The sequence below is a fragment of the Kitasatospora sp. NEAU-69 genome (assembly GCF_057158765.1).
Genome location: NZ_JBWXUE010000001.1, coordinates 40,703 through 58,084, shown reverse-complemented (window position 1 = coordinate 58,084; position 17,382 = coordinate 40,703). Strand labels below are relative to the sequence as shown.

General features: G+C 73.5%; 14 protein-coding genes. 11 read left to right on the top strand and 3 right to left on the bottom strand.

Features of this window, described 5'->3' with window-relative positions; genetic code table 11:
• Positions 1 to 72: 72 nt before the first annotated feature.
• Both AC060L_RS00235 and AC060L_RS00230 read left to right on the top strand, forming a co-directional pair.
• Entirely contained in the window at positions 73 to 1,872 is a 1,800-nt protein-coding gene (locus AC060L_RS00235; protein WP_483796024.1) for an ABC transporter ATP-binding protein, read from the top strand.
• A complete protein-coding gene (locus AC060L_RS00230; protein ID WP_483796022.1) occupies positions 1,860 to 3,641 on the top strand; it encodes an ABC transporter ATP-binding protein in 1,782 nt (593 codons plus the stop codon). The genes AC060L_RS00235 and AC060L_RS00230 overlap by 13 nt, the downstream gene beginning before the upstream one ends.
• Positions 3,642 to 3,675: 34 nt before the next feature.
• Here AC060L_RS00230 and AC060L_RS00225 read toward each other — a convergent pair whose 3' ends face one another.
• Positions 3,676 to 5,340: an APC family permease gene (locus tag AC060L_RS00225; protein WP_483796021.1), complete on the bottom strand. Its 1,665-nt coding sequence runs from the start codon at positions 5,338 to 5,340 to the stop codon at positions 3,676 to 3,678.
• A gap of 127 nt (positions 5,341 to 5,467) precedes the next feature.
• Here AC060L_RS00225 and AC060L_RS00220 point away from each other — a divergent pair, with 127 nt between their 5' ends.
• A complete protein-coding gene (locus AC060L_RS00220) occupies positions 5,468 to 5,653 on the top strand; it encodes a hypothetical protein (protein ID WP_483796019.1) in 186 nt (61 codons plus the stop codon).
• A gap of 241 nt (positions 5,654 to 5,894) precedes the next feature.
• Here AC060L_RS00220 and AC060L_RS00215 read toward each other — a convergent pair whose 3' ends face one another.
• Entirely contained in the window at positions 5,895 to 6,314 is a 420-nt protein-coding gene (locus AC060L_RS00215; RefSeq protein WP_483796017.1) for an SsgA family sporulation/cell division regulator, read from the bottom strand.
• Positions 6,315 to 6,576: 262 nt separating this feature from the next.
• On the opposite strand from AC060L_RS00215, the gene AC060L_RS00210 reads away from it, so the two are divergent.
• The 3 genes from AC060L_RS00210 (at position 6,577) to AC060L_RS00200 (ending at position 10,120) form a co-directional block, all read left to right on the top strand.
• Positions 6,577 to 7,710, top strand: a complete 1,134-nt coding sequence (locus tag AC060L_RS00210) for a carboxylate-amine ligase (RefSeq protein WP_483796016.1) — start codon at positions 6,577 to 6,579, stop codon at positions 7,708 to 7,710.
• 291 nt (positions 7,711 to 8,001) lie between these two features.
• The gene (locus tag AC060L_RS00205) at positions 8,002 to 9,270 is read left to right on the top strand and encodes a S53 family peptidase (RefSeq protein WP_483796014.1); all 1,269 of its coding nucleotides are present in this window, start codon (positions 8,002 to 8,004) and stop codon (positions 9,268 to 9,270) included.
• Positions 9,271 to 9,652: 382 nt separating this feature from the next.
• On the top strand, positions 9,653 to 10,120 hold the full coding sequence (locus tag AC060L_RS00200; RefSeq protein ID WP_483796013.1) for an SSI family serine proteinase inhibitor: 468 nt from the start codon (positions 9,653 to 9,655) through the stop codon (positions 10,118 to 10,120).
• Positions 10,121 to 10,259: 139 nt separating this feature from the next.
• Here AC060L_RS00200 and AC060L_RS00195 read toward each other — a convergent pair whose 3' ends face one another.
• The gene (locus AC060L_RS00195; protein WP_483796011.1) at positions 10,260 to 10,712 is read right to left on the bottom strand and encodes a MarR family winged helix-turn-helix transcriptional regulator; all 453 of its coding nucleotides are present in this window, start codon (positions 10,710 to 10,712) and stop codon (positions 10,260 to 10,262) included.
• Positions 10,713 to 10,865: 153 nt separating this feature from the next.
• Between AC060L_RS00195 and AC060L_RS00190 the strand changes: the two genes are divergently transcribed.
• The 5 genes from AC060L_RS00190 (at position 10,866) to AC060L_RS00170 (ending at position 17,366) form a co-directional block, all read left to right on the top strand.
• The gene (locus AC060L_RS00190; RefSeq protein WP_483796009.1) at positions 10,866 to 12,386 is read left to right on the top strand and encodes an MFS transporter; all 1,521 of its coding nucleotides are present in this window, start codon (positions 10,866 to 10,868) and stop codon (positions 12,384 to 12,386) included.
• 75 nt (positions 12,387 to 12,461) lie between these two features.
• A complete protein-coding gene (locus AC060L_RS00185) occupies positions 12,462 to 14,459 on the top strand; it encodes an aldehyde dehydrogenase family protein (RefSeq protein WP_483796008.1) in 1,998 nt (665 codons plus the stop codon).
• Positions 14,460 to 14,510: 51 nt separating this feature from the next.
• Positions 14,511 to 14,840, top strand: coding sequence for a hypothetical protein (locus tag AC060L_RS00180; RefSeq protein WP_483796007.1), 330 nt, complete (start codon positions 14,511 to 14,513; stop codon positions 14,838 to 14,840).
• 172 nt (positions 14,841 to 15,012) lie between these two features.
• On the top strand, positions 15,013 to 15,825 hold the full coding sequence (locus AC060L_RS00175) for a response regulator transcription factor (RefSeq protein WP_483796005.1): 813 nt from the start codon (positions 15,013 to 15,015) through the stop codon (positions 15,823 to 15,825).
• 14 nt (positions 15,826 to 15,839) lie between these two features.
• Positions 15,840 to 17,366 (top strand): sensor histidine kinase, encoded by a 1,527-nt coding sequence (locus tag AC060L_RS00170; RefSeq protein WP_483796003.1) that lies wholly within the window; start codon positions 15,840 to 15,842, stop codon positions 17,364 to 17,366.
• Positions 17,367 to 17,382 lie beyond the last annotated feature (16 nt).

Below are 17,382 nucleotides of genomic sequence, written 5' to 3'. Positions count from 1 at the left end.
GTTGCGAGTTCGCGGCAACCGCGCTGTGGCTCTGCTGTGACTTTTCTACCGGAGGAGCGGATGACAACGCCGATGAACACGGCCCCCCGTCTGCTGGCAGCGGCCGCCTTGCGGGCCCGGGGCTGGTTCGCGCTCGCCGTCCTGGGCTCGGTCGTGGACGCCGCGACGACGCTGGCCTTCCCCGCCCTGCTGGCCCGCGCGGTGGACCACGCGCTGGCGCACCGGCCGCTGACCGGAACGCTGCTGGTACTCGCCGCCGCGTTCGGTGCCTCGGTGGCCGCCGACGCGCTGCGCGCGCTGGCCGCGGGGACGAGCGGGGCGGTGGCGACCGGCTGGCTGCGCCGGAGCCTGGTCCGGCGGGTGCTGGACGCGGGCCTGCCGGGCCGGCGACGGCACGCGGCGGGCGACATCGCCAGCCGGCTGACGGGCAGTTGCGTCCAGGCCGGGCACGCCGGCGTCAGTGTGCTCGACACGGCCATCGCCACGGTCACCTCGATCGCCGGTGTGGTGTCCCTGTGGCTGATCGACTGGCGTCCTGCGGTGGCCTTCCTGCTCGGCCTGCCACCCGTCTTCCTCGTGGTGAGGCTCTTCTTCCGACGCAGTTCGTCAGCGTTCGCGCGGTACCAGGAGCTCCAGTCGCGGATCGCGGACCTGCTGGTCGAGGCGCTGAGCGGAGCCCGCACGATCCGGGCGAGCGGGACCGTGGCCGCGGAGACCGCGCGCGTGCTGGAGCCGCTCCCGGAGCTCTCCGAGACCGGCTATCTGACCTGGCGGCTGCAACGCACGACCTCCTGGCAGCTCGGCCTGCTGCTGCCCGCGATCGAGGTCGTCGTGCTCGCGGTGAGCGGATTCGGGGTGCTCGCCGGGCGGATCTCCCCGGGTCAGCTCGTCGCCGTCACGGGGTATGTCGCGATCGCTCTCGGCCTGTTCCAACAGCTTGACTCGATGGGTGAGTTGGCGGGTTCGGTGGCAGCCGGACGACGGATCGCCGAGGTGCTGGAGCAGCCGCTGCCCACCGTGGGACGGCGGACGCCGGCGGACGGCTCCGCGACGGGCTCCGCGACGGGCTGCACGGTCTCGTTCCGCGGCATCCGGCTGCGGGCCGAGGACCAGGTCCTGCTCGACGGCATCGACCTGGAGGTCCCGGCCGGCACGGCGCTGGCACTGGTCGGGGCGTCGGGCACGGGCAAGAGCAGCCTCGCCGCGCTGGTCGGGCGGCTGCAGGACCCCGACGCCGGAACGGTCCTGCTCGACGGCGTCCCCGTCACGGAGTTCACCGCGGACGCGCTGTCCCGCTGCGTGGCCTATGCGTTCGAACGCCCCGCGCTGCTCGGTGCCACGGTGCGCGACACGATCGCGCTCGCCCGTCCCGGCGCACCGGCCGCCACGATCGAGGAGGCCGCGCGGGCGGCCGGCGCCGACGACTTCGTCCGCCGGCTGCCCGACGGGTACGACACCCACCTCACGGATGCCCCGCTCTCCGGCGGAGAGGCGCAACGGCTCGGCCTGGCAAGGGCGTTCGCGCAAAATGGCCGGGTCGTCGTGCTCGACGACGCCACCTCCAGCCTGGACACCGCGACCGAGGCGAAGGTGGCGGCCGCGCTGCACGAGGCCTTCGGCACGCGGACCAGGATCGTGGTCGCCCACCGGGCATCCACGGCGGCCCGGGCGGACCTGGTGGCCTGGCTGGCGGACGGACGGGTCCGCGCGGTGGCCCCACACGCGCAGCTCTGGCGCGACGGGGAGTACCGGGCGCTGTTCGCGGCCGCGCCGGACAGCGTGGACAGCATGGACAGTGCGGCGCAGAGCGGCAGTGCGGAGCTCGGCAGTGCGGAACTCGGCGGTATGGAGGAGGAGACGTGTCCGATCTGAGTGCCACTCGACCGGGCTGGCGGTTGCTGGGCGACCACCTGCGCGCCCGGCGCGGCGCCGTCGCCGCGGTGCTGGCGTTGTCGGTGCTGGAGGCGCTGCCCGCCCTGCTCTCCGGGATCCTGGTCGCGCGGGCCCTGGACCACGGGTTCCTGGCCGGCCACGCCCTGAGCGGCCTGGCCTGGCTGGCGCTGCTGGGCGCGGTGCTGCTGCTGCGCGCCACAGTGACCCGCCAACTCCTGCCCAGGCTCGGCGCGCTGGTCGAACCGCTGCGGGACGCGCTGGTGACCGCGGTGGTCGCCGCCACGCTCCGGCGCGCGGTCGCCGGCCAGGCCGGGCCGGCTCGCCCCGACGGGGCGAGCGTGGCCAGGCTGACCGGCCAGGTGGAGACCGTACGGGCTCTGGTCTCCGCGCTGCTGCGCTCGGTCCGGCAGGTCGGCGTCTCACTGGTGATGGCGCTGGTCGGGCTCGCGGCGCTCGCCCCGGCAGTCGCGGCCATCGCCGCGCTGCCCGTCCTCCTCACGCTGGCGGCGTACGCGCCGCTGCTGCGCGTGCTGAGCCGGCGTCAGCGGGCACTGCTGCTCGCGGACGAGCGGATCGCCGCCGATGCCGCGCAGAGCCTGGCCGGCCTGCGCGACCTGGTGGCCGGTGGCGCCCGCGACCGAGCCGGCGAGCGGCTGAACGGGCTGATCGCCGACTGGGAGGCTTCGTCGCGCGCGGTCGCGCGGACCGGTGCGGTCAGCGGGCTGCTGGTCGCCGCGGGCGGCAAGCTGCCGGTCCTGACCGTGCTCGCGGCCAGTCCGTGGCTGCTGGCCGGCCACGGACTGAGCGTCGGCACACTGGTCGGCGCGATCGGTTACCTGGTCACCGGCATCGAGCCCGCGCTGCAGTCCACGGTGAACGTGCTCGGCTCCTGGGGCATTCAACTCGGCACGGTGCTCCATCGATTGGGCGAGGTCAACGCCCCGACCGAGCCCCGCACCAAGCCCCGCACCGCGGGCGCTCCGGCCGAGGACCCAAGCGGGTCCGAGCTGGCCGTCGAGCGACTGACCTTCGGCTACGGCCGGCACGCCGAGCCGGTCATCCGCGACCTCACGCTCACCGTGCCCGCCGGCACCCGGCTGGCCGTGGTCGGCCCCAGCGGCATCGGCAAGTCCACGCTGGCCGACCTGGTCGCCGGGCTGGTAAAGCCCGACGGCGGGCAGGTCCGGATCGGCGGCGTCCCGGTCGATCGGCTCGGCGAGGAGTGGCTGCGCCGGCACGTCGTGCTGATCCCGCAGGAGGCGTACGTCTTCACCGGAACGCTCCGGGAGAACCTCTGCTACCTGCGCCCCGACGCCTCGGACGGCGAACTCGCCCTGGCCGCGGAGTCGGTGGGCGCCGACCGGCTGATCGCCCGGCTCGGCGGACCGGACGCCCCACTCGGCCTCGGCGGGGCCGTCCTGTCGGCCGGCGAACGGCAACTCGTGGCACTGGTCCGGGCCTACGTCTCGGCGGCCCGCGTCGTGCTGCTCGACGAGGCGACCTGCCACCTCGACCCGGCCGCGGAGGCGCGGGCCGAGCTGGCCTTCGCACGGCGCGGCGGCACCGTGATCGTCATCGCGCACCGGATCAGCTCGGCCCTGCGCGCCGACCACGTGCTGCTGATGGACGGCGACCACACGCTGACCGGCACCCACCGGGAACTCCTCGCGGCCTCACCGCGCTACGCGGACCTCGTCGGCTACTGGACCGACTCGCAGCCGCACCTGGTAGGCGCCGCGGGCTCCTAGGTGTCCTGACCGCCCAGGTCCGCCCGGGCCGGCCCTAGGAGCCGAGGACGAGGTCCGAGGGGGCCGGCTCGTACTCGCCCGTCTGCTCGGCCGCGACGGCCGACCGGACCGTTTCGCCCGGCAGCGCCAGCCGGACCGCGGCGGCGTAGGCCAGCAGCGCGAAGACGGCGACGGTCAGCAGGTCCCACCAGTCGGGGAGCGTGCTGCTCCCGCCGTAGCGGCCGAACCTGCCGATCACGATCAGGCCGCCCAGCCACGGCCAGACCCAGGCCGAGGCGCGCCAGTGCAGCGCGGGGCGCTCCCCCGGCGGGAGGGTGCGGCGGGTGACGGCGAGCACGGCGAGGCCGAGCAGGAGGGCCAGGCCGAGCTTCCAACCGGCCTGGTAACCCGACCAGTAGATGATCAGGTTCGCGAAGACGAAGGCCAGCGGGGCGAGCAGCCGCCAGCACGGCAGGTGGTACGGGCGCGGCCGCTCGGGGTCGCGCAGCCGCAGCGCGTGCAGGCTGACCGGCGCGAACGCGTACATCAGGGCCGTCGCCGAGGTGATCAGCCCGACCAGCGACTGCCAGCTCGGGAACGGCAGGAAGGCGATCTCGCCGATCACGAAGGCGAGGACGATCGAGGCCACCGGCACGCCGCGCCGGCTCAGCCAGGAGACCCGGCGCGGCAGGGCCCGCTGGTGGCCCATCGCGTAGGAGAGCCGGGAGGCGGTCGCGACGTACACCAGGCCGGTGCCGGCCGGCGAGATCACCGCGTCGATGTACAGCACGGTGGCCAGCCAGCCGGCGCCGGCGGTCGTGGCGAGCGTGGCGTACGGCCCGAAGTCGCCCTTGCCGACCGGGTTGGCCCAGCCGTGCGCCAGGTGCCCGGGGTCGAGCGCCGCGATGAACGCGACCTCCAGCAGCAGGTAGACGATGGTGCCGACGATCATGGCCGCGATCACCGCGCGCGAGATGTCGCGTTGCGGGTTGCGGGCCTCGCCGCCCATCTGGATGGCCTGCTCGAAGCCCTGGAGCGCGAAGACCACGCCGGCCGGCAGCGCGGCGAAGATGCCGTGCGCGCCGTAGGGCGCGAAGCCGCCGCCGGCCGTGAAGTTGGACCCGTGGAAGCTGATCGACATCAGCACGACCACGGTCAGCAGCGGGACGATCGTCTTCCAGATCACCGCGACCGAGTTCGTCTCGGCCATCAGCTTCACGCCGACCAGGTTGATCACCGTGAAGAAGAGCATGAAGCAGCTCGCGATCACCAGCCCGACCGGCGTGAGCGTGCCGTTCGGGTGCAGGATCGTCACGTTGTCCCTGACCCAGCCGATGTGCGCGCTGTAGGAGAGCGTGGCCTCCACCTCGACCGGCGCGATGCTGACGGCCTGCACCCAGGCCATCCAGCCGGCGCCGAATCCGGCCAGCGGGCCGAACGCGAAGGCCGGGAACCGGGCCGTCCCGCCGGCCACCGGGTAGGCGGCGCCCAGTTCGGCGTGGACCAGCGCCAGGACGGCGAGCATCACGGCGGCGAGCACCCAGGAGACCAGCGAGGCCGGGCCGGCGATGGTGGCGGCGGTGAGAGCGCCGAGCAGCCAGCCGGAGCCGATGATCGAGCCCAGCGAGACGAACAGCAGCCCCCAGAAGCCGACATCGCGGCGGAAGTGGCCGGGTGAGGATGCGACAGCTGGATCCGGGCTGCCGGTGATCATTGCCATGGCGCCTGCCCCTTTGTTGGTTGGCCGGTCGCATACCCGCTACCCGCAAATCGGGCAATTCAGCTGCGATCACCCGAACGGCTCGCCGTACTCCCCCGCGGCAACGGCGTACGTCACGATGGCCACCATGAGCAGATGGGATCCAGAGCCCGAATACGCCCAGGACGCACGGCCGCTGACCGAGGTTCTGGCGAGCCTGCGGGACAGCGTGGCCGGGGCGCCGCACGACGTCCTCGGTCAGGCCCAACGTGCCGCCGACCTGCTGCATCTCGACGGCCTCGACCACGAGACCTGGCCGGCACCGGCCGGTTGAGCCCGGCGCCCGGCACCCGCGAGAGCGGGGTCGGGCAGGGCAGCGCGCAGCGCAGAGCAGCACAGGGCCGCGGCACCCGAGGGCAGGCGACCGTCCGAGGCAGTCCGGACGAAGGAGAGGGAGCACCGCTGCGCGCGCCGACCGTGCCGCCGCGCGCCGTCCCGCGCTCCCGCACGCGCCGGACAACTGCACCGGACAACTGCACAGCTCAACGCAGGGCGACCGTCCGGATGTTCACCCCTCAAGCCGGCGGCAGGGTGCCACGGATGAACTCGTTCAGCTCCGCCTCGCAGTCCTCCGCGCCGGTCGGCACCTCGGCGTAGCTGCGATCCAGGAAGGCGTGCAGCCCGGCGGCCGGCGCGCGGAGCAGCGCCGTCGCTCCGTCGCCGCCGCGCAGCCGCATCAGCACATGGCGATGGTCGGCCTCGGGTTCGAGCGTGACGTCGCCCTGCCCCGCCGGGACGTCCAGCCCCTCGGCCAGCAGCTCGCGGGCGAAGGTCCACCGCTCCGACGGCCTCAGCGGCACGGCGAAGTGGACGCTGACCGCCAGCGGGTCGTTCGCGGCGAAGGTCCAGGTGGAGTGCAGTGGCACACTCCCGAACTCCGGCACCAGCAGGTCCAGGCTCAGATCCGCCGTCACCAGTTCCGCCTGTGATCCCATCTCGACCAGCCCTCTTCAGCTCCGTCCGGCTGTCCTGTGCCGTGCGGCCCCCCGCCAGGGCCGGCAACCGTCCCGGTCGCCGAACCGGGCGGCGAGCGGAGTACGGCATGTTCCCATTGGCGGAAGCTTTATGCATCCGGCTCCGGATCACGCCGGCGCGCGCCACTGCCCGCCCCCGCCGGGACCGGGTGACGTCACCCGAGGCGCACCGATACTTCGCAAAAGCACAGTCGGCGCCACTTCAGCCCCTACGCTCCCTTGGGTGACCACGCGTGCAACCAGTTCCGCCGTCGGCGCCGGCCTGCCGACCGTCGGCGTGGAGGAGGAGTTCCTGCTCGTGGACCGGGCCACCCGGGCGCCCTGCGGCGCCGCGCCGGTGGTGGTGAAGCGGGCCCGGGACCTGCTGGCCGACCGGGTCGGGCGGGAGATCTTCACCGACATGGTGGAGACCAGGACCACGCCGGTCAACGACCTGCTCTCGCTGCGCCGGGAGCTGACCGAGCTACGGGCGGGCGTCGCCGCCGCGGCGGCGGAGACCGGGTGCCTGGCGGTCGCCTCGGGAACGGCTCCGCTGCCCGCGGTGGCGGAGCCGGAGCTCACCGAGGAGTCCCGGTACCAGCAGATCATGCTCGAGTACGGCCCACTGATGACCGAGGCCGGCGGCGCCGGGGTGTGCGGCTGCCACGTGCACGTGGAGGTCGCCGACCGGGAGGAGGCCGTGCGGCTCGCCAACCACCTGCGGCCCTGGCTGCCCACCCTGCAGGCGCTCGCCGCCAACTCGCCGTTCCACCTCGGCCGGGACACCGGTTACGCCAGCTGGCGCACGATGCGCTGGGCACACCTGCCCGGCACCGGCCCGACGCCGCTGTTCGCGAACGCGGCCGAGTACGACCAGTTGGTGGACCGGCTGGTGGACTCCGGCATGCTGCTGGACCGCGGCATGGTCTATTGGCACTGTCGGCCGAACGAGCACTACCCGACGCTGGAAGTCCGTGTCGCCGACGTCTGCATCGAGGTGGAGACCGTGCTGCTGCTGGCCGGGCTGCTGCGGGCGCTCAGCGCCGTCCTGCTCGCCGAGGTCCGGCGGGACGTCCCCGCGCCCGCCGTCCCGGACGCGCTGCTGCGGGCCGCGCACTGGCGGGCGGCCCGTGACGGCCTGGCGGGGCTCGGCGTCGATCCGGCAACCGGACGCCGGCGACCGGCCACCGAACTCTTCGGGCTCCTCCTCACCAAAGCCTCGCCCGCGCTGGCCGCGGCCGGCGAACTCCGGCTCGTGCGCGAGCTGTGGGCCGGCCTGTTGGCGGCCGGGGACGGCGCGGCCCGGCAGCGCGCGGCCTTCGCCCGCCGGGGGCAACTCGGTGACGTCGTGGACGAGTTGGCACTGCCGACCGGCTGACCCCGGCGCGATCGGCATAACACCCACGCGCACCAACATCCCCACAGAACCCCACAGACCTCCACAGTCACACACCGAGCGGCTCGCCTGAGTGGATCCTGTGTGTTTCCTGGGAGGGGCATTGTTGTCATGCCCACCCCGCCCTACTGTCGTGCCCAGCCGCTCAGTTGACCGGCCCCGACGCAGGCACAGCGTCGGCGGCCGCGCGCGGCCGGCCCGAGGGCACCCCACGCCCGCACGGCCTCCCCCACGTGGTGCCCGCACGGAGGAGCACGTCTTTTGCGTACCCCCATGAGCTCGAACGCCCGCCGCAGCCTGCTGGCCCTGACCGCCGCAACCGGCCTGGCCGTCACGGGACTCGGCTTCGGCAGCCAGGCCGCGACCGCCGCGACCGCCAACGCCCACCACAAGGTGACGTTCACCCGCTCCTGCGCGGTTCCGCAGCACGCCGGCTACATGGCCTGTAATGCGCTGCGGGTCACCGGCGGATCCACCGTCAAGACCCGGCTCGCGCACCCCGCGGCCGCCGCCCGCACCGCCAACGCGGCCGCGGCGGCTACGGTCTCCGGCTACGGCCCCGCCGACCTGCAGAGCGCGTACAACCTCGCCAGCGCGGCCGCCGGCAACGGCGCGGGCGAGACCGTCGCGATCGTCGACGCGCAGGACGACCCGAACGCCGAGTCCGACCTGGCCGCCTACCGCAGCCAGTTCGGCCTGCCCGCCTGCACCACCGACAACGGCTGCTTCAGCAAGGTGGACGAGAACGGCGGCACCAACTACCCCTCACCCGACTCCGGTTGGGCCGGCGAGATCTCGCTGGACGTCGACATGGTCAGCGCCACCTGCCCGAACTGCCACATCCTGCTGGTCGAGGCCGCCAGCGCGAGCACCCAGGACCTCGGCACGGCGGTGAACCAGGCGGTGTCGCTGGGCGCGCAGTTCGTCTCCAACAGCTACGGCGGCTCCGAGACCTCGGACGAGGCCTCGGCGGACAGCTCGTACTACAACCACCCGGGCGTCGCGATAACCGCCTCGGCGGGTGACAGCGCCTACGGTGTCGAGTACCCGGCGGCCTCCCCGTACGTCACCGCCGTCGGCGGCACCTCGCTGACCGCGGACTCCAGCGCGCGCGGCTGGAGCGAGTCGGTCTGGGGCACCAGCAGCACCGAGGGCACCGGTTCGGGCTGCTCGGCCTACGAGCCGAAGCCGAGCTGGCAGACGGACAGCGGCTGCGCCAACCGCACCGTGGCCGACGTCTCCGCGGTGGCCGACCCGGCGACCGGCGTCGCCGTCTACGACACCTACGGCGCCTCCGGCTGGCAGGTGTACGGCGGCACCAGCGCCTCCTCGCCGATCATCGCCAGCGTCTACGCCCTGGCCGGCGCGCCCGGCTCGAACACCACGCCCGCCTCGGACCTGTACGCCAACCCGGGCGCGCTGAACGACGTCACCACCGGCTCGAACGGCGACTGCGGCTCCTACCTGTGCACCGCCGGCCCGGGCTACGACGGCCCCACCGGCCTCGGCACCCCGAACGGCACCGCGGCTTTCACCGGCTGATCCTGACAGCAGCGGCTGCCTGAAATCCCCCACCCGGCCACCGGGTCGGTCCCCCCACGGACCGACCCGGTGGCCTGCCGTCGTTTCCCCGCGCACCGACAGGCCGTCACCCGATGTGCAAGAGCGTTCTACGCATGGTGTCCATCTCGGCCGTTCGGGCGTGGCCGACTCGCCATGGGCGGTGCTCCCGGCCCGGCCGCCGGGCGCTGACTGGTGCGTACGGGTGATGCAGGAGGGGCCAATGGGGTGGCGGGGAGGGCGCTTTCCGGCCGTCGCGAGCCGGGGGCGCGGTGGCCGTCCAGCGCCTGCCGATTGCGTCCATGACAAGTTTCTGTGGTGATACTGCCGAGTCCGTCCGGACAGTCGACCGAAGGAGTTCGATATGCGTACTCGCAGTGTCCTCATGGGAGTTCTCGGCACCATCGCGGCCGGGGCACTGGTGGCCGGGAGCGCGCTGCCCGCCGGCGCCGCGACGACGGCCCCGACGACGATCGGCGTGGCACCGGCGGGAGCGGCGGCGCCGGGCGACGACACCTGGCCCAGCGTGCTGGTGCTGACGGTGGCGGGCGTCGCCCCCAATCCCTCGACCGCACCGCGCACGGTGACGCTGAGCTGTAGCCCGACGGCGGCCGGGAACGACCCGGCGGCGCTCGGTGCGTGCGCCGATCTGGTCGCCGCCCAGGGTGACTTCGCCGCGCTGGCGCCGTCGCACTCGCTCTGCCCGCAGCTCTACCTGCCGGTCACCGCCATCGCCGAGGGCCTGTGGAACGGCCAGCCCACCTCGTACCAGCAGACGTTCACCAACGAGTGCGTGATGCTGCGGGCGACCGGGCAGGTCTTCGACTTCTGATCCCGACGCCCGACACCCCGCCCAGGATGACGCCCGGGCAGGCCGTTGAACGGCCTGCCCGGGCGTCATCCTGGGCGGGGTCGGCTCGCGGCAGCGAGCCACAGCAGCCACCGCATGCGCGGATCCCAGCGGCGAGGGCTCAGGCGGCCGGGGGTACCACCGGGAAGACCTTGGCCAGCAGCTCCTGGAGGCCGGACCGCTCCGCCTCGTCCAGCTGCTCCAGCCCGGTGAGGCCGGACATCATCTCGGCGCGGATCTGCCGGACGACCTCCTCGCCCTCCGCCGTCAGCAACATGACCTTGACCCGCCGGTCCGCCGGATCCGCCTCGCGGCGGACCAGCCCGCGCGCCTCCAGCCGGTCGGCGATCCCGGTGACGTTCGAGGCGTCGCAGGCGAGCAGCTCGGCGATGCTGCGCATCGACCGCGGCTCGCGCAGCAGGCTGAGCGTCTTGCCCTGCATCAGCGTGAGGCCGCGCTCGGCCGCGAGCGCGGCGAAGTGCCGGTAGTACGCCGCCGCGGCGGCGGCCAGCTGATCCATGAGCTGGGCGGGCGTGGGGGCAACCCGAGGCGGGGTGGGGACGGACTCACTCATGGGTCGAGTGTAGGCGAGATTGCTTGACATCCTCAACATTCCAGGTCTACGGTCGTTCCATTGCTTGAGGACATAAACCATCTAGGTCTTCAAGCCTCAGGCCCGGTCCGCGTCCCGCGCGGCGGGACCTCTCCCGGAAGGACCAGAACCCCGATGAGCCACGCCCCGACCCTCGCTCCGCCCAGCCCCGGCACCGGCCGGGAACGCGGCAGCACTCCCCTCATCCTGGCGCTCGGCCTGGCCGCGATGGTCGTGGCCATGGCGCAGACCCAGGTCGTCCCGATCCTCGCGCTGCTGCAGAAGCAGCTGCACACCGGCGCCGCGGGCGTCAGCTGGGTGACCACCGCCGCGCTGCTCTCGGCCGCCGTCTTCACCCCGCTGCTCGGCCGGGTCGGCGACCAGTTCGGCAAGAAGCGCACGCTGCTCGCCGTCCTCGCCGTGATGGTGGTCGGCTCGGTGATCGCCGCGACGACGACCTCACTGACCCTGCTGATCGTCGGCCGGGTGCTCCAGGGCTCCGCCACCGCGATCTTCCCGCTCGCCCTCTCGGTGATCCGCGACGAGGTCCGGCACGAGAAGCTGCACGGCGCGATGGCACTGGTCAGCGGCACGCTCGCGTTCGGCAGCGGCCTCTCGCTGGTCGCCACCGGGCTGCTCACCCAGGGCGCCCACCCGAACTACCACCTGGTCTTCTGGTTCTCCACCGCGCTGACCGTGCTCGCGCTGATCGCCGTCGCGATCATCGTCCCGAACGGCGGCAAGCCCACCGGCGGGCGGATCGACGTGCTCGGCGCCGCGACGCTGGCCGTCTTCCTGGTCCTGCTGCTGCTCGGCATCTCGCAGGGCCACGAGTGGGGCTGGTCCTCGGCCCGCACGCTCGGCTCGCTGGGCGGTTCGATCGTGGTCGCCGCGCTCTGGGTGCTGGTCGAGCGGAAGGTGGCCAACCCGCTGGTGGACATGCGGATGTTCGTCCACCGCCAGGTGCTCTTCACCAACCTGGCCGGGCTCTTCGTCGGCTTCGCCTCGTTCGCGCAGTTCATCGGGATCTCCTACCTGGTCCAGATGCCCGGTCGGCTCACCGGCTACGGCTTCACCGCCTCGGTGCTGCGGGCCTCGGTGGAGTACCTGCTGCCGAGCGCGCTGATCGCACTCGCCGCGGCCCCGGTCGGCGGCCGGCTGGTCCGGCGGATCGGCGCCCGCTCGACCCTCGGCGTCGGCGCCCTGATCGGCGTCGTCGGCTTCGCCTGGCTGGCCTGGGGCCACGGCGCCGAGGGCTCGGTGATCACGGCGGGCATGCTCACCGGCATCGCGATCTCCTTCGGCTACGCCGCGATGCCCGCGCTGATCGCGGCGAGCGTGCCGCTGGAGCAGACCGGCATCGCCAACGGCATCAACTCGATCTCCCGCTCGGTCGGCAGCTCGATCGCCAGCGCGGTGGTGACCTCGCTGCTCGCATCGAAGGTGATCATGTACCCGGTGATCGGCGCCGCACTGCCCGCGGAGAGCCAGTTCACGCTGAGCTTCGTCATCGCGGCCGGGGCACTGCTGCTCGCCGCCGCCGTCGCCTGGGCCGGACTGAGCCGCCACCACCGGCCACTGACCGCCGTCGCCGCCGGCTCCGGCTCCGACTCCGGCGCCGCCGAGACCCCCGAAGCGGCCCTCACCCGCTCCTGATCCCCGGCACGGATCCCCGATCACCGTTCCACCACCACTTCGCACCTCGCACCTCGTCAAGCCTGGAGCACCACCATGACCTCCGCCCTCTTCGTCGTCACCGGCGCCACCCACTGGACCCTGGCCGACGGCACCCAGCACCCCACCGGCTTCTGGGCCGAGGAACTCGCCGAGCCGCACCGGATCTTCCGTGAGGCGGGCTACGAGATCACCATCGCCACCCCGGGCGGCGTCGCCGCCCCCGTGGACAAGGGCAGCCTGAGCGCCGCGGCCAACGGTGGCCAGGAGCAGGCCGACCGGCTGGCCGGGTACCTCGACTCGATCGCCGACGAGCTGCGCAGCCCCGCCGCACTCGTGGACGTCGATCCGGACGACTACGACCTCGTCTTCTACCCCGGCGGCCACGGCCCGATGGAGGACCTCGCGGTGGATGCGGCCTCCGGCCGGATCCTGACCCGGGCGCTGGACTCCGGAAAGCCGCTCGGCGTGGTCTGCCACGCACCCGCCGCGCTGCTCGCGGCCGGTCGTGAGGACGGCAGCTGGCCGTTCGCCGGCTACCGGATGACCGCGTTCAGCAACGCCGAGGAGCAGGCGGTCGGCCTCGCCGCCGGGGCGAAGTGGCTGGTCCAGGACCGCCTGGTCGAGCTCGGCGCCGACTTCGCCGAGGCGGCGCCGTTCACCCCGCACACGGTCGTGGACCGCAACCTCTACACCGGCCAGAACCCGAGCTCCTCGGCCGCCCTGGCCCGGACGCTGGTCCAAGCCGTGTCCACCGACCCGGCCACCGTCGTCGCCCGGCTGCGCGGCACCTTCGACAGCGGCCGGACCAAGCCGCTCACCTGGCGGCTGAAGCAGCTGGCGGCGCTGCGCTCGCTGCTCACCGAGCAGTCCGAGGAGTTCCTGGCCGCGCTCCACGCCGACCTGGGCAAGAGCGCGACCGAGGCGTACCGCAGCGAGGTCGGCTTCACGCTGAACGAGCTGGACCACACGGTCGCCCACCTGACCGAGTGGCTGGCCCCGAAGCCGGCGGGCGTGCCCGGCGCCTTCCTGCCCGCCAAGGCCATGGTGGTCCGCGACCCGCTCGGCGTGGTGCTGATCATCGCGCCGTGGAACTACCCGCTCCAGCTCGCCCTCGCCCCGCTGGTCGGCGCACTGGCGGCCGGCAACACCGCCGTGGTCAAGCCGAGCGAGCTGACCCCGGCGACCTCCGCCGCGATCGCCCGGCTGCTGCCGCGCTACCTCGACCGGGAGGCCGTCGCGGTCGTCGAGGGCGCCGTGCCGGAGACCACCGCGCTGCTGGAGCAGCGTTTCGACCACATCTTCTACACCGGCAACGGCATGGTCGGGCGGATCGTCATGACGGCCGCCGCCAAGCACCTCACCCCGGTCACACTGGAGCTCGGTGGCAAGAGCCCGGTGGTCGTGGACACCGACGCCGACCTGGCGGTCACCGCGCAGCGGATCGCCCGCGGCAAGTTCCAGAACGCCGGTCAGACCTGCGTGGCCCCCGACTACGTGCTCGCCGTCGGCGAGACCGCCGGCCCGCTGGCCGAGCAGCTGACCGAGGCCGTGCGCGCGCTGTACGGGGAGGACCCGGCGGTCAGCCCGGAGTACGGACGGGTCGTCAACGAGCGCCACCACGACCGGCTCACCGCGCTCCTCGGCGACGGGCGGATCGTCACCGGCGGGGCCCACGACCGGGCGACCCGCTACCTCGCGCCGACCGTGCTGGCCGACGTCTCCCCCGAGGCGCCGGTGATGCAGGCGGAGATCTTCGGCCCGGTGCTGCCGATCATCGCGGTGCCCGACCTCGACGCGGCGATCGCCTTCATCAACGAGCGCGACAAGCCGCTCGCGCTCTACGCGTTCACCGAGTCGGCGCGGACGAAGCGGCGGCTCACCGAGGAGACCTCCTCCGGCGGCCTGGTCTTCGGCCTGACGGTCTCTCACCTGGCCGTGCCCGAGCTGCCGTTCGGTGGCGTGGGCGAGAGCGGCATGGGCCGGTACCACGGCGCCTACTCGATCGACACGTTCAGCCACCCGAAGGCCGTCTTCGACAAGCCGCTGGACTGAGCGGCCGAGGCCACCTGGCGTTCACCACTGGTTAACCTGTAGTGTTGGACGATGCCCTCCCGACAACAGAACCTGTTCAAGTCCGTCATCGCCACGCTCACGGCCGAGGATCTTCCGCTCGCCCTGGACGGCGATGGATGTGAAGGCGCGGTCGTCCGCAACGAGGGCCACGGGGTATCGGTTTCCTGGCAGTGCGGCGCCACCGGCCGGCAGCGCTCGCTGCGGTCGCAGGCCCGGCGCGGCGCTGCCGGCCACCGGATGAGCGGCGGCGCGGCGGTTCGCTCGCGCAGTTTCCAGTCCACGCTCCACCTCGCGGCAACGCTGGCCGACGCCGGCTACCAGAGCGACCACCTGGGAGACCGGGTGCTGGTCAGCGCCTGAGCCCCCCACCGCCAGGTGGGCCGGCCTGCCGACTGGTCAAACGCGAATGGCCTGTCATGCGATCTGGTGATCGCATGACAGGCCATTCGCGTTCCCCGGGTAGCCACGCTCGGCAGTCACGCTGGGCAGTCACGCTCAGGACATTCTCATGGACGCGGGGCACCGTGTCCCAATGACCGCGATGTTCCCCGCCTCCGCCCGTACCGCGTTCCCGGCCACGGGCACCGCACCGGCGCCCACGGCCGCCGCCGCACCCGCCGCGCCCGCCGTGCCGCTGACCCGTCCCGACGGCAGCCCGCTGCGGGTGCTGGTCGTGGACGACGAGGCGATGCTGGCCGACCTGCTCTCGATGGCGCTGCGCTACGAGGGCTGGCTGGCCGCCTCCGCCGCCGACGGCGCGTCCGCGGTGCGCACCGCCCGCGAGTTCCGCCCGGACGCGGTCGTCCTCGACGTCATGCTGCCCGACCTCAGCGGCCTGGACGTGCTGAGCCGGCTGCGCGCCGACCAGCCGGACGTGCCGGTGCTCTTCCTCACCGCGAAGGACGCCGTCGAGGACCGGATCGCCGGCCTGACGGCGGGCGGCGACGACTACGTCACCAAGCCGTTCAGCCTGGAGGAGGTGGTGGTCCGGCTGCGCGGGCTGCTGCGCCGCTCGGGCGCGGCCGCGGCGCGCTCGGAGTCCGTGCTGGTCGTCGGCGACCTCACGCTCGACGAGGACAGCCGCGAGGTGCACCGCGCCGGCGAGGCGATCCGGCTGACCGCCACCGAGTTCGAGCTGCTCCGCTATCTGATGCACAACCCGAGGCGGGTGCTGAGCAAGCCGCAGATCCTGAACCGGGTCTGGTCCTACGACTTCGACGGCCAGGGCAACGTGGTCGAGCTCTACATCTCCTACCTGCGCCGCAAGATCGACGCCGGGCGGGCGCCGATGATCCACACCATGCGCGGCGCCGGCTACGTCCTCAAGCCGGCCGACGCCTCCTGATGCGGCTCCCCGCGGTGAGGTGGCGCGGCCGGCGGGCCTGGCCGCTGCGGACCCGGCTGACGGTCTCCGCCACGGTGGTGATCGCGCTGGTCAGCGCGGTCATCGCGGTGGTCACCACAGTGGCGTTGCAGGCCTCGCTGCACAGCTCGCTGGACGGCCGGCTCACCGAGGTCGCGCGACACGCTCCCGGCGGCAACCCGCCGTTCGGGCCCCCGGGACAGACTCCACTCACCGGCCAGGCCCATGCCCAGGCGCAGGGACAGCTGCAAGGCGGCGATGATCTCGGCTTCGTGATGCCGGCCGGTCCGGCGGCCGTCGCCGTCCGGGTCTCGCACGGGACGGTGACCGGCACGGCGCGCAACGACGGCTCGCAGACGCTCGAAACGCTCTCACCGGCCCAGTCCGCAGCGCTCGCCGCGGTCCCGGCCGACGGGCGCCCGCACACGGTGCCGGTCACCGGCCTCGGCGACTACCGGGTGATCGCCCAGCCCGACCCGAGTACCGGGGGCGAGCAGGGCGACACGGTCGCCGTCGGCCTGCCGCTCGGCTCGGTGGAATCGACGGTCAACCAGCTCATCGCCATCGAGGCGGTCGTCGCGGCCGCCGGGCTGCTCACCGCGGCGTTCCTGTTCGCCGCCGTCACCCGCCTCGCGCTGCGCCCGCTGGACCGGGTGGCCGCCACCGCCGCGCACGTCTCCCGGCTGCCGCTGGACCGCGGCGAGGTCGCCGAACTGCACCGGGTGCCGACCGCGGACACCGACCCACGCACCGAGGCCGGGCAGGTCGGCGACGCGCTCAACCGCCTGCTCGACCACGTGGAGAGCGCGCTCGCGGCCCGGCACGCGAGCGAGACCCGGGTCCGCCAGTTCGTCGCGGACGCCAGCCACGAGCTGCGGACGCCGCTCGCCTCCATCGCCGGGTACGCCGAACTCACCCGCAGGGGCACCGAGACCGTCCCACCGCAGACCGCCTACGCGCTCAGCCGGGTGGAGTCGGAGGCGGCCAGGATGACCGCGCTCGTCGAGGACCTGCTGCTGCTCGCCCGGCTGGACGCGGGCCGCCCGCTGGAGCGCGAGCCGGTCGACCTCTCCCCGCTGGTCGTGGACGCCGTCCGCGACGCTCACGCCGCCGGGCCCGAACACCGCTGGACCGTGGACCTGCCCGACGCCCCCGCTATGGTCCGCGGCGACACCCACCGACTGCACCAGGTCCTGGGCAATCTCCTCACCAACGCCCGCCGGCACACCCCGCCGGGCACCCTGGTCTCGGTCTCGGTCTCCTCCCCCAACCCCTCTGCCGCCGCCCCGGGTTGGTACGTCCTGCGGGTCGCCGACGACGGCCCCGGCATCCCCGCCGAGTTCCAGCCCCGCCTCTTCGAGCGGTTCGCCCGCGGCGACGCCTCGCGCACCCGCACGGCCGGCAGCACCGGACTCGGGCTGGCCATCGTCGCCGCCGTCACCGCCTCCCACGGCGGCGAGGTCGAGGTCAGCAGCCGCCCCGGGCACACCGTCTTCACGGTCCGGCTCCCGGCCCTGCTCTGACGCTCCGTTCGCAGAC

Excerpts from the sequence above, each read along its gene's own strand:
- AC060L_RS00235 (WP_483796024.1), top strand. The coding sequence starts at position 73 with ATGAACACGGCCCCCCGTCTGCTGGCAGCGGCCGCCTTGCGGGCCCGG.
- AC060L_RS00225 (WP_483796021.1), bottom strand. The coding sequence starts at position 5,340 with ATGGCAATGATCACCGGCAGCCCGGATCCAGCTGTCGCATCCTCACCC.
- AC060L_RS00220 (WP_483796019.1), top strand. The coding sequence starts at position 5,468 with ATGAGCAGATGGGATCCAGAGCCCGAATACGCCCAGGACGCACGGCCG.
- AC060L_RS00215 (WP_483796017.1), bottom strand. The coding sequence starts at position 6,314 with ATGGGATCACAGGCGGAACTGGTGACGGCGGATCTGAGCCTGGACCTG.
- AC060L_RS00205 (WP_483796014.1), top strand. The coding sequence starts at position 8,002 with ATGAGCTCGAACGCCCGCCGCAGCCTGCTGGCCCTGACCGCCGCAACC.
- AC060L_RS00200 (WP_483796013.1), top strand. The coding sequence starts at position 9,653 with ATGCGTACTCGCAGTGTCCTCATGGGAGTTCTCGGCACCATCGCGGCC.
- AC060L_RS00195 (WP_483796011.1), bottom strand. The coding sequence starts at position 10,712 with ATGAGTGAGTCCGTCCCCACCCCGCCTCGGGTTGCCCCCACGCCCGCC.
- AC060L_RS00190 (WP_483796009.1), top strand. The coding sequence starts at position 10,866 with ATGAGCCACGCCCCGACCCTCGCTCCGCCCAGCCCCGGCACCGGCCGG.
- AC060L_RS00185 (WP_483796008.1), top strand. The coding sequence starts at position 12,462 with ATGACCTCCGCCCTCTTCGTCGTCACCGGCGCCACCCACTGGACCCTG.
- AC060L_RS00180 (WP_483796007.1), top strand. The coding sequence starts at position 14,511 with ATGCCCTCCCGACAACAGAACCTGTTCAAGTCCGTCATCGCCACGCTC.
- AC060L_RS00175 (WP_483796005.1), top strand. The coding sequence starts at position 15,013 with ATGACCGCGATGTTCCCCGCCTCCGCCCGTACCGCGTTCCCGGCCACG.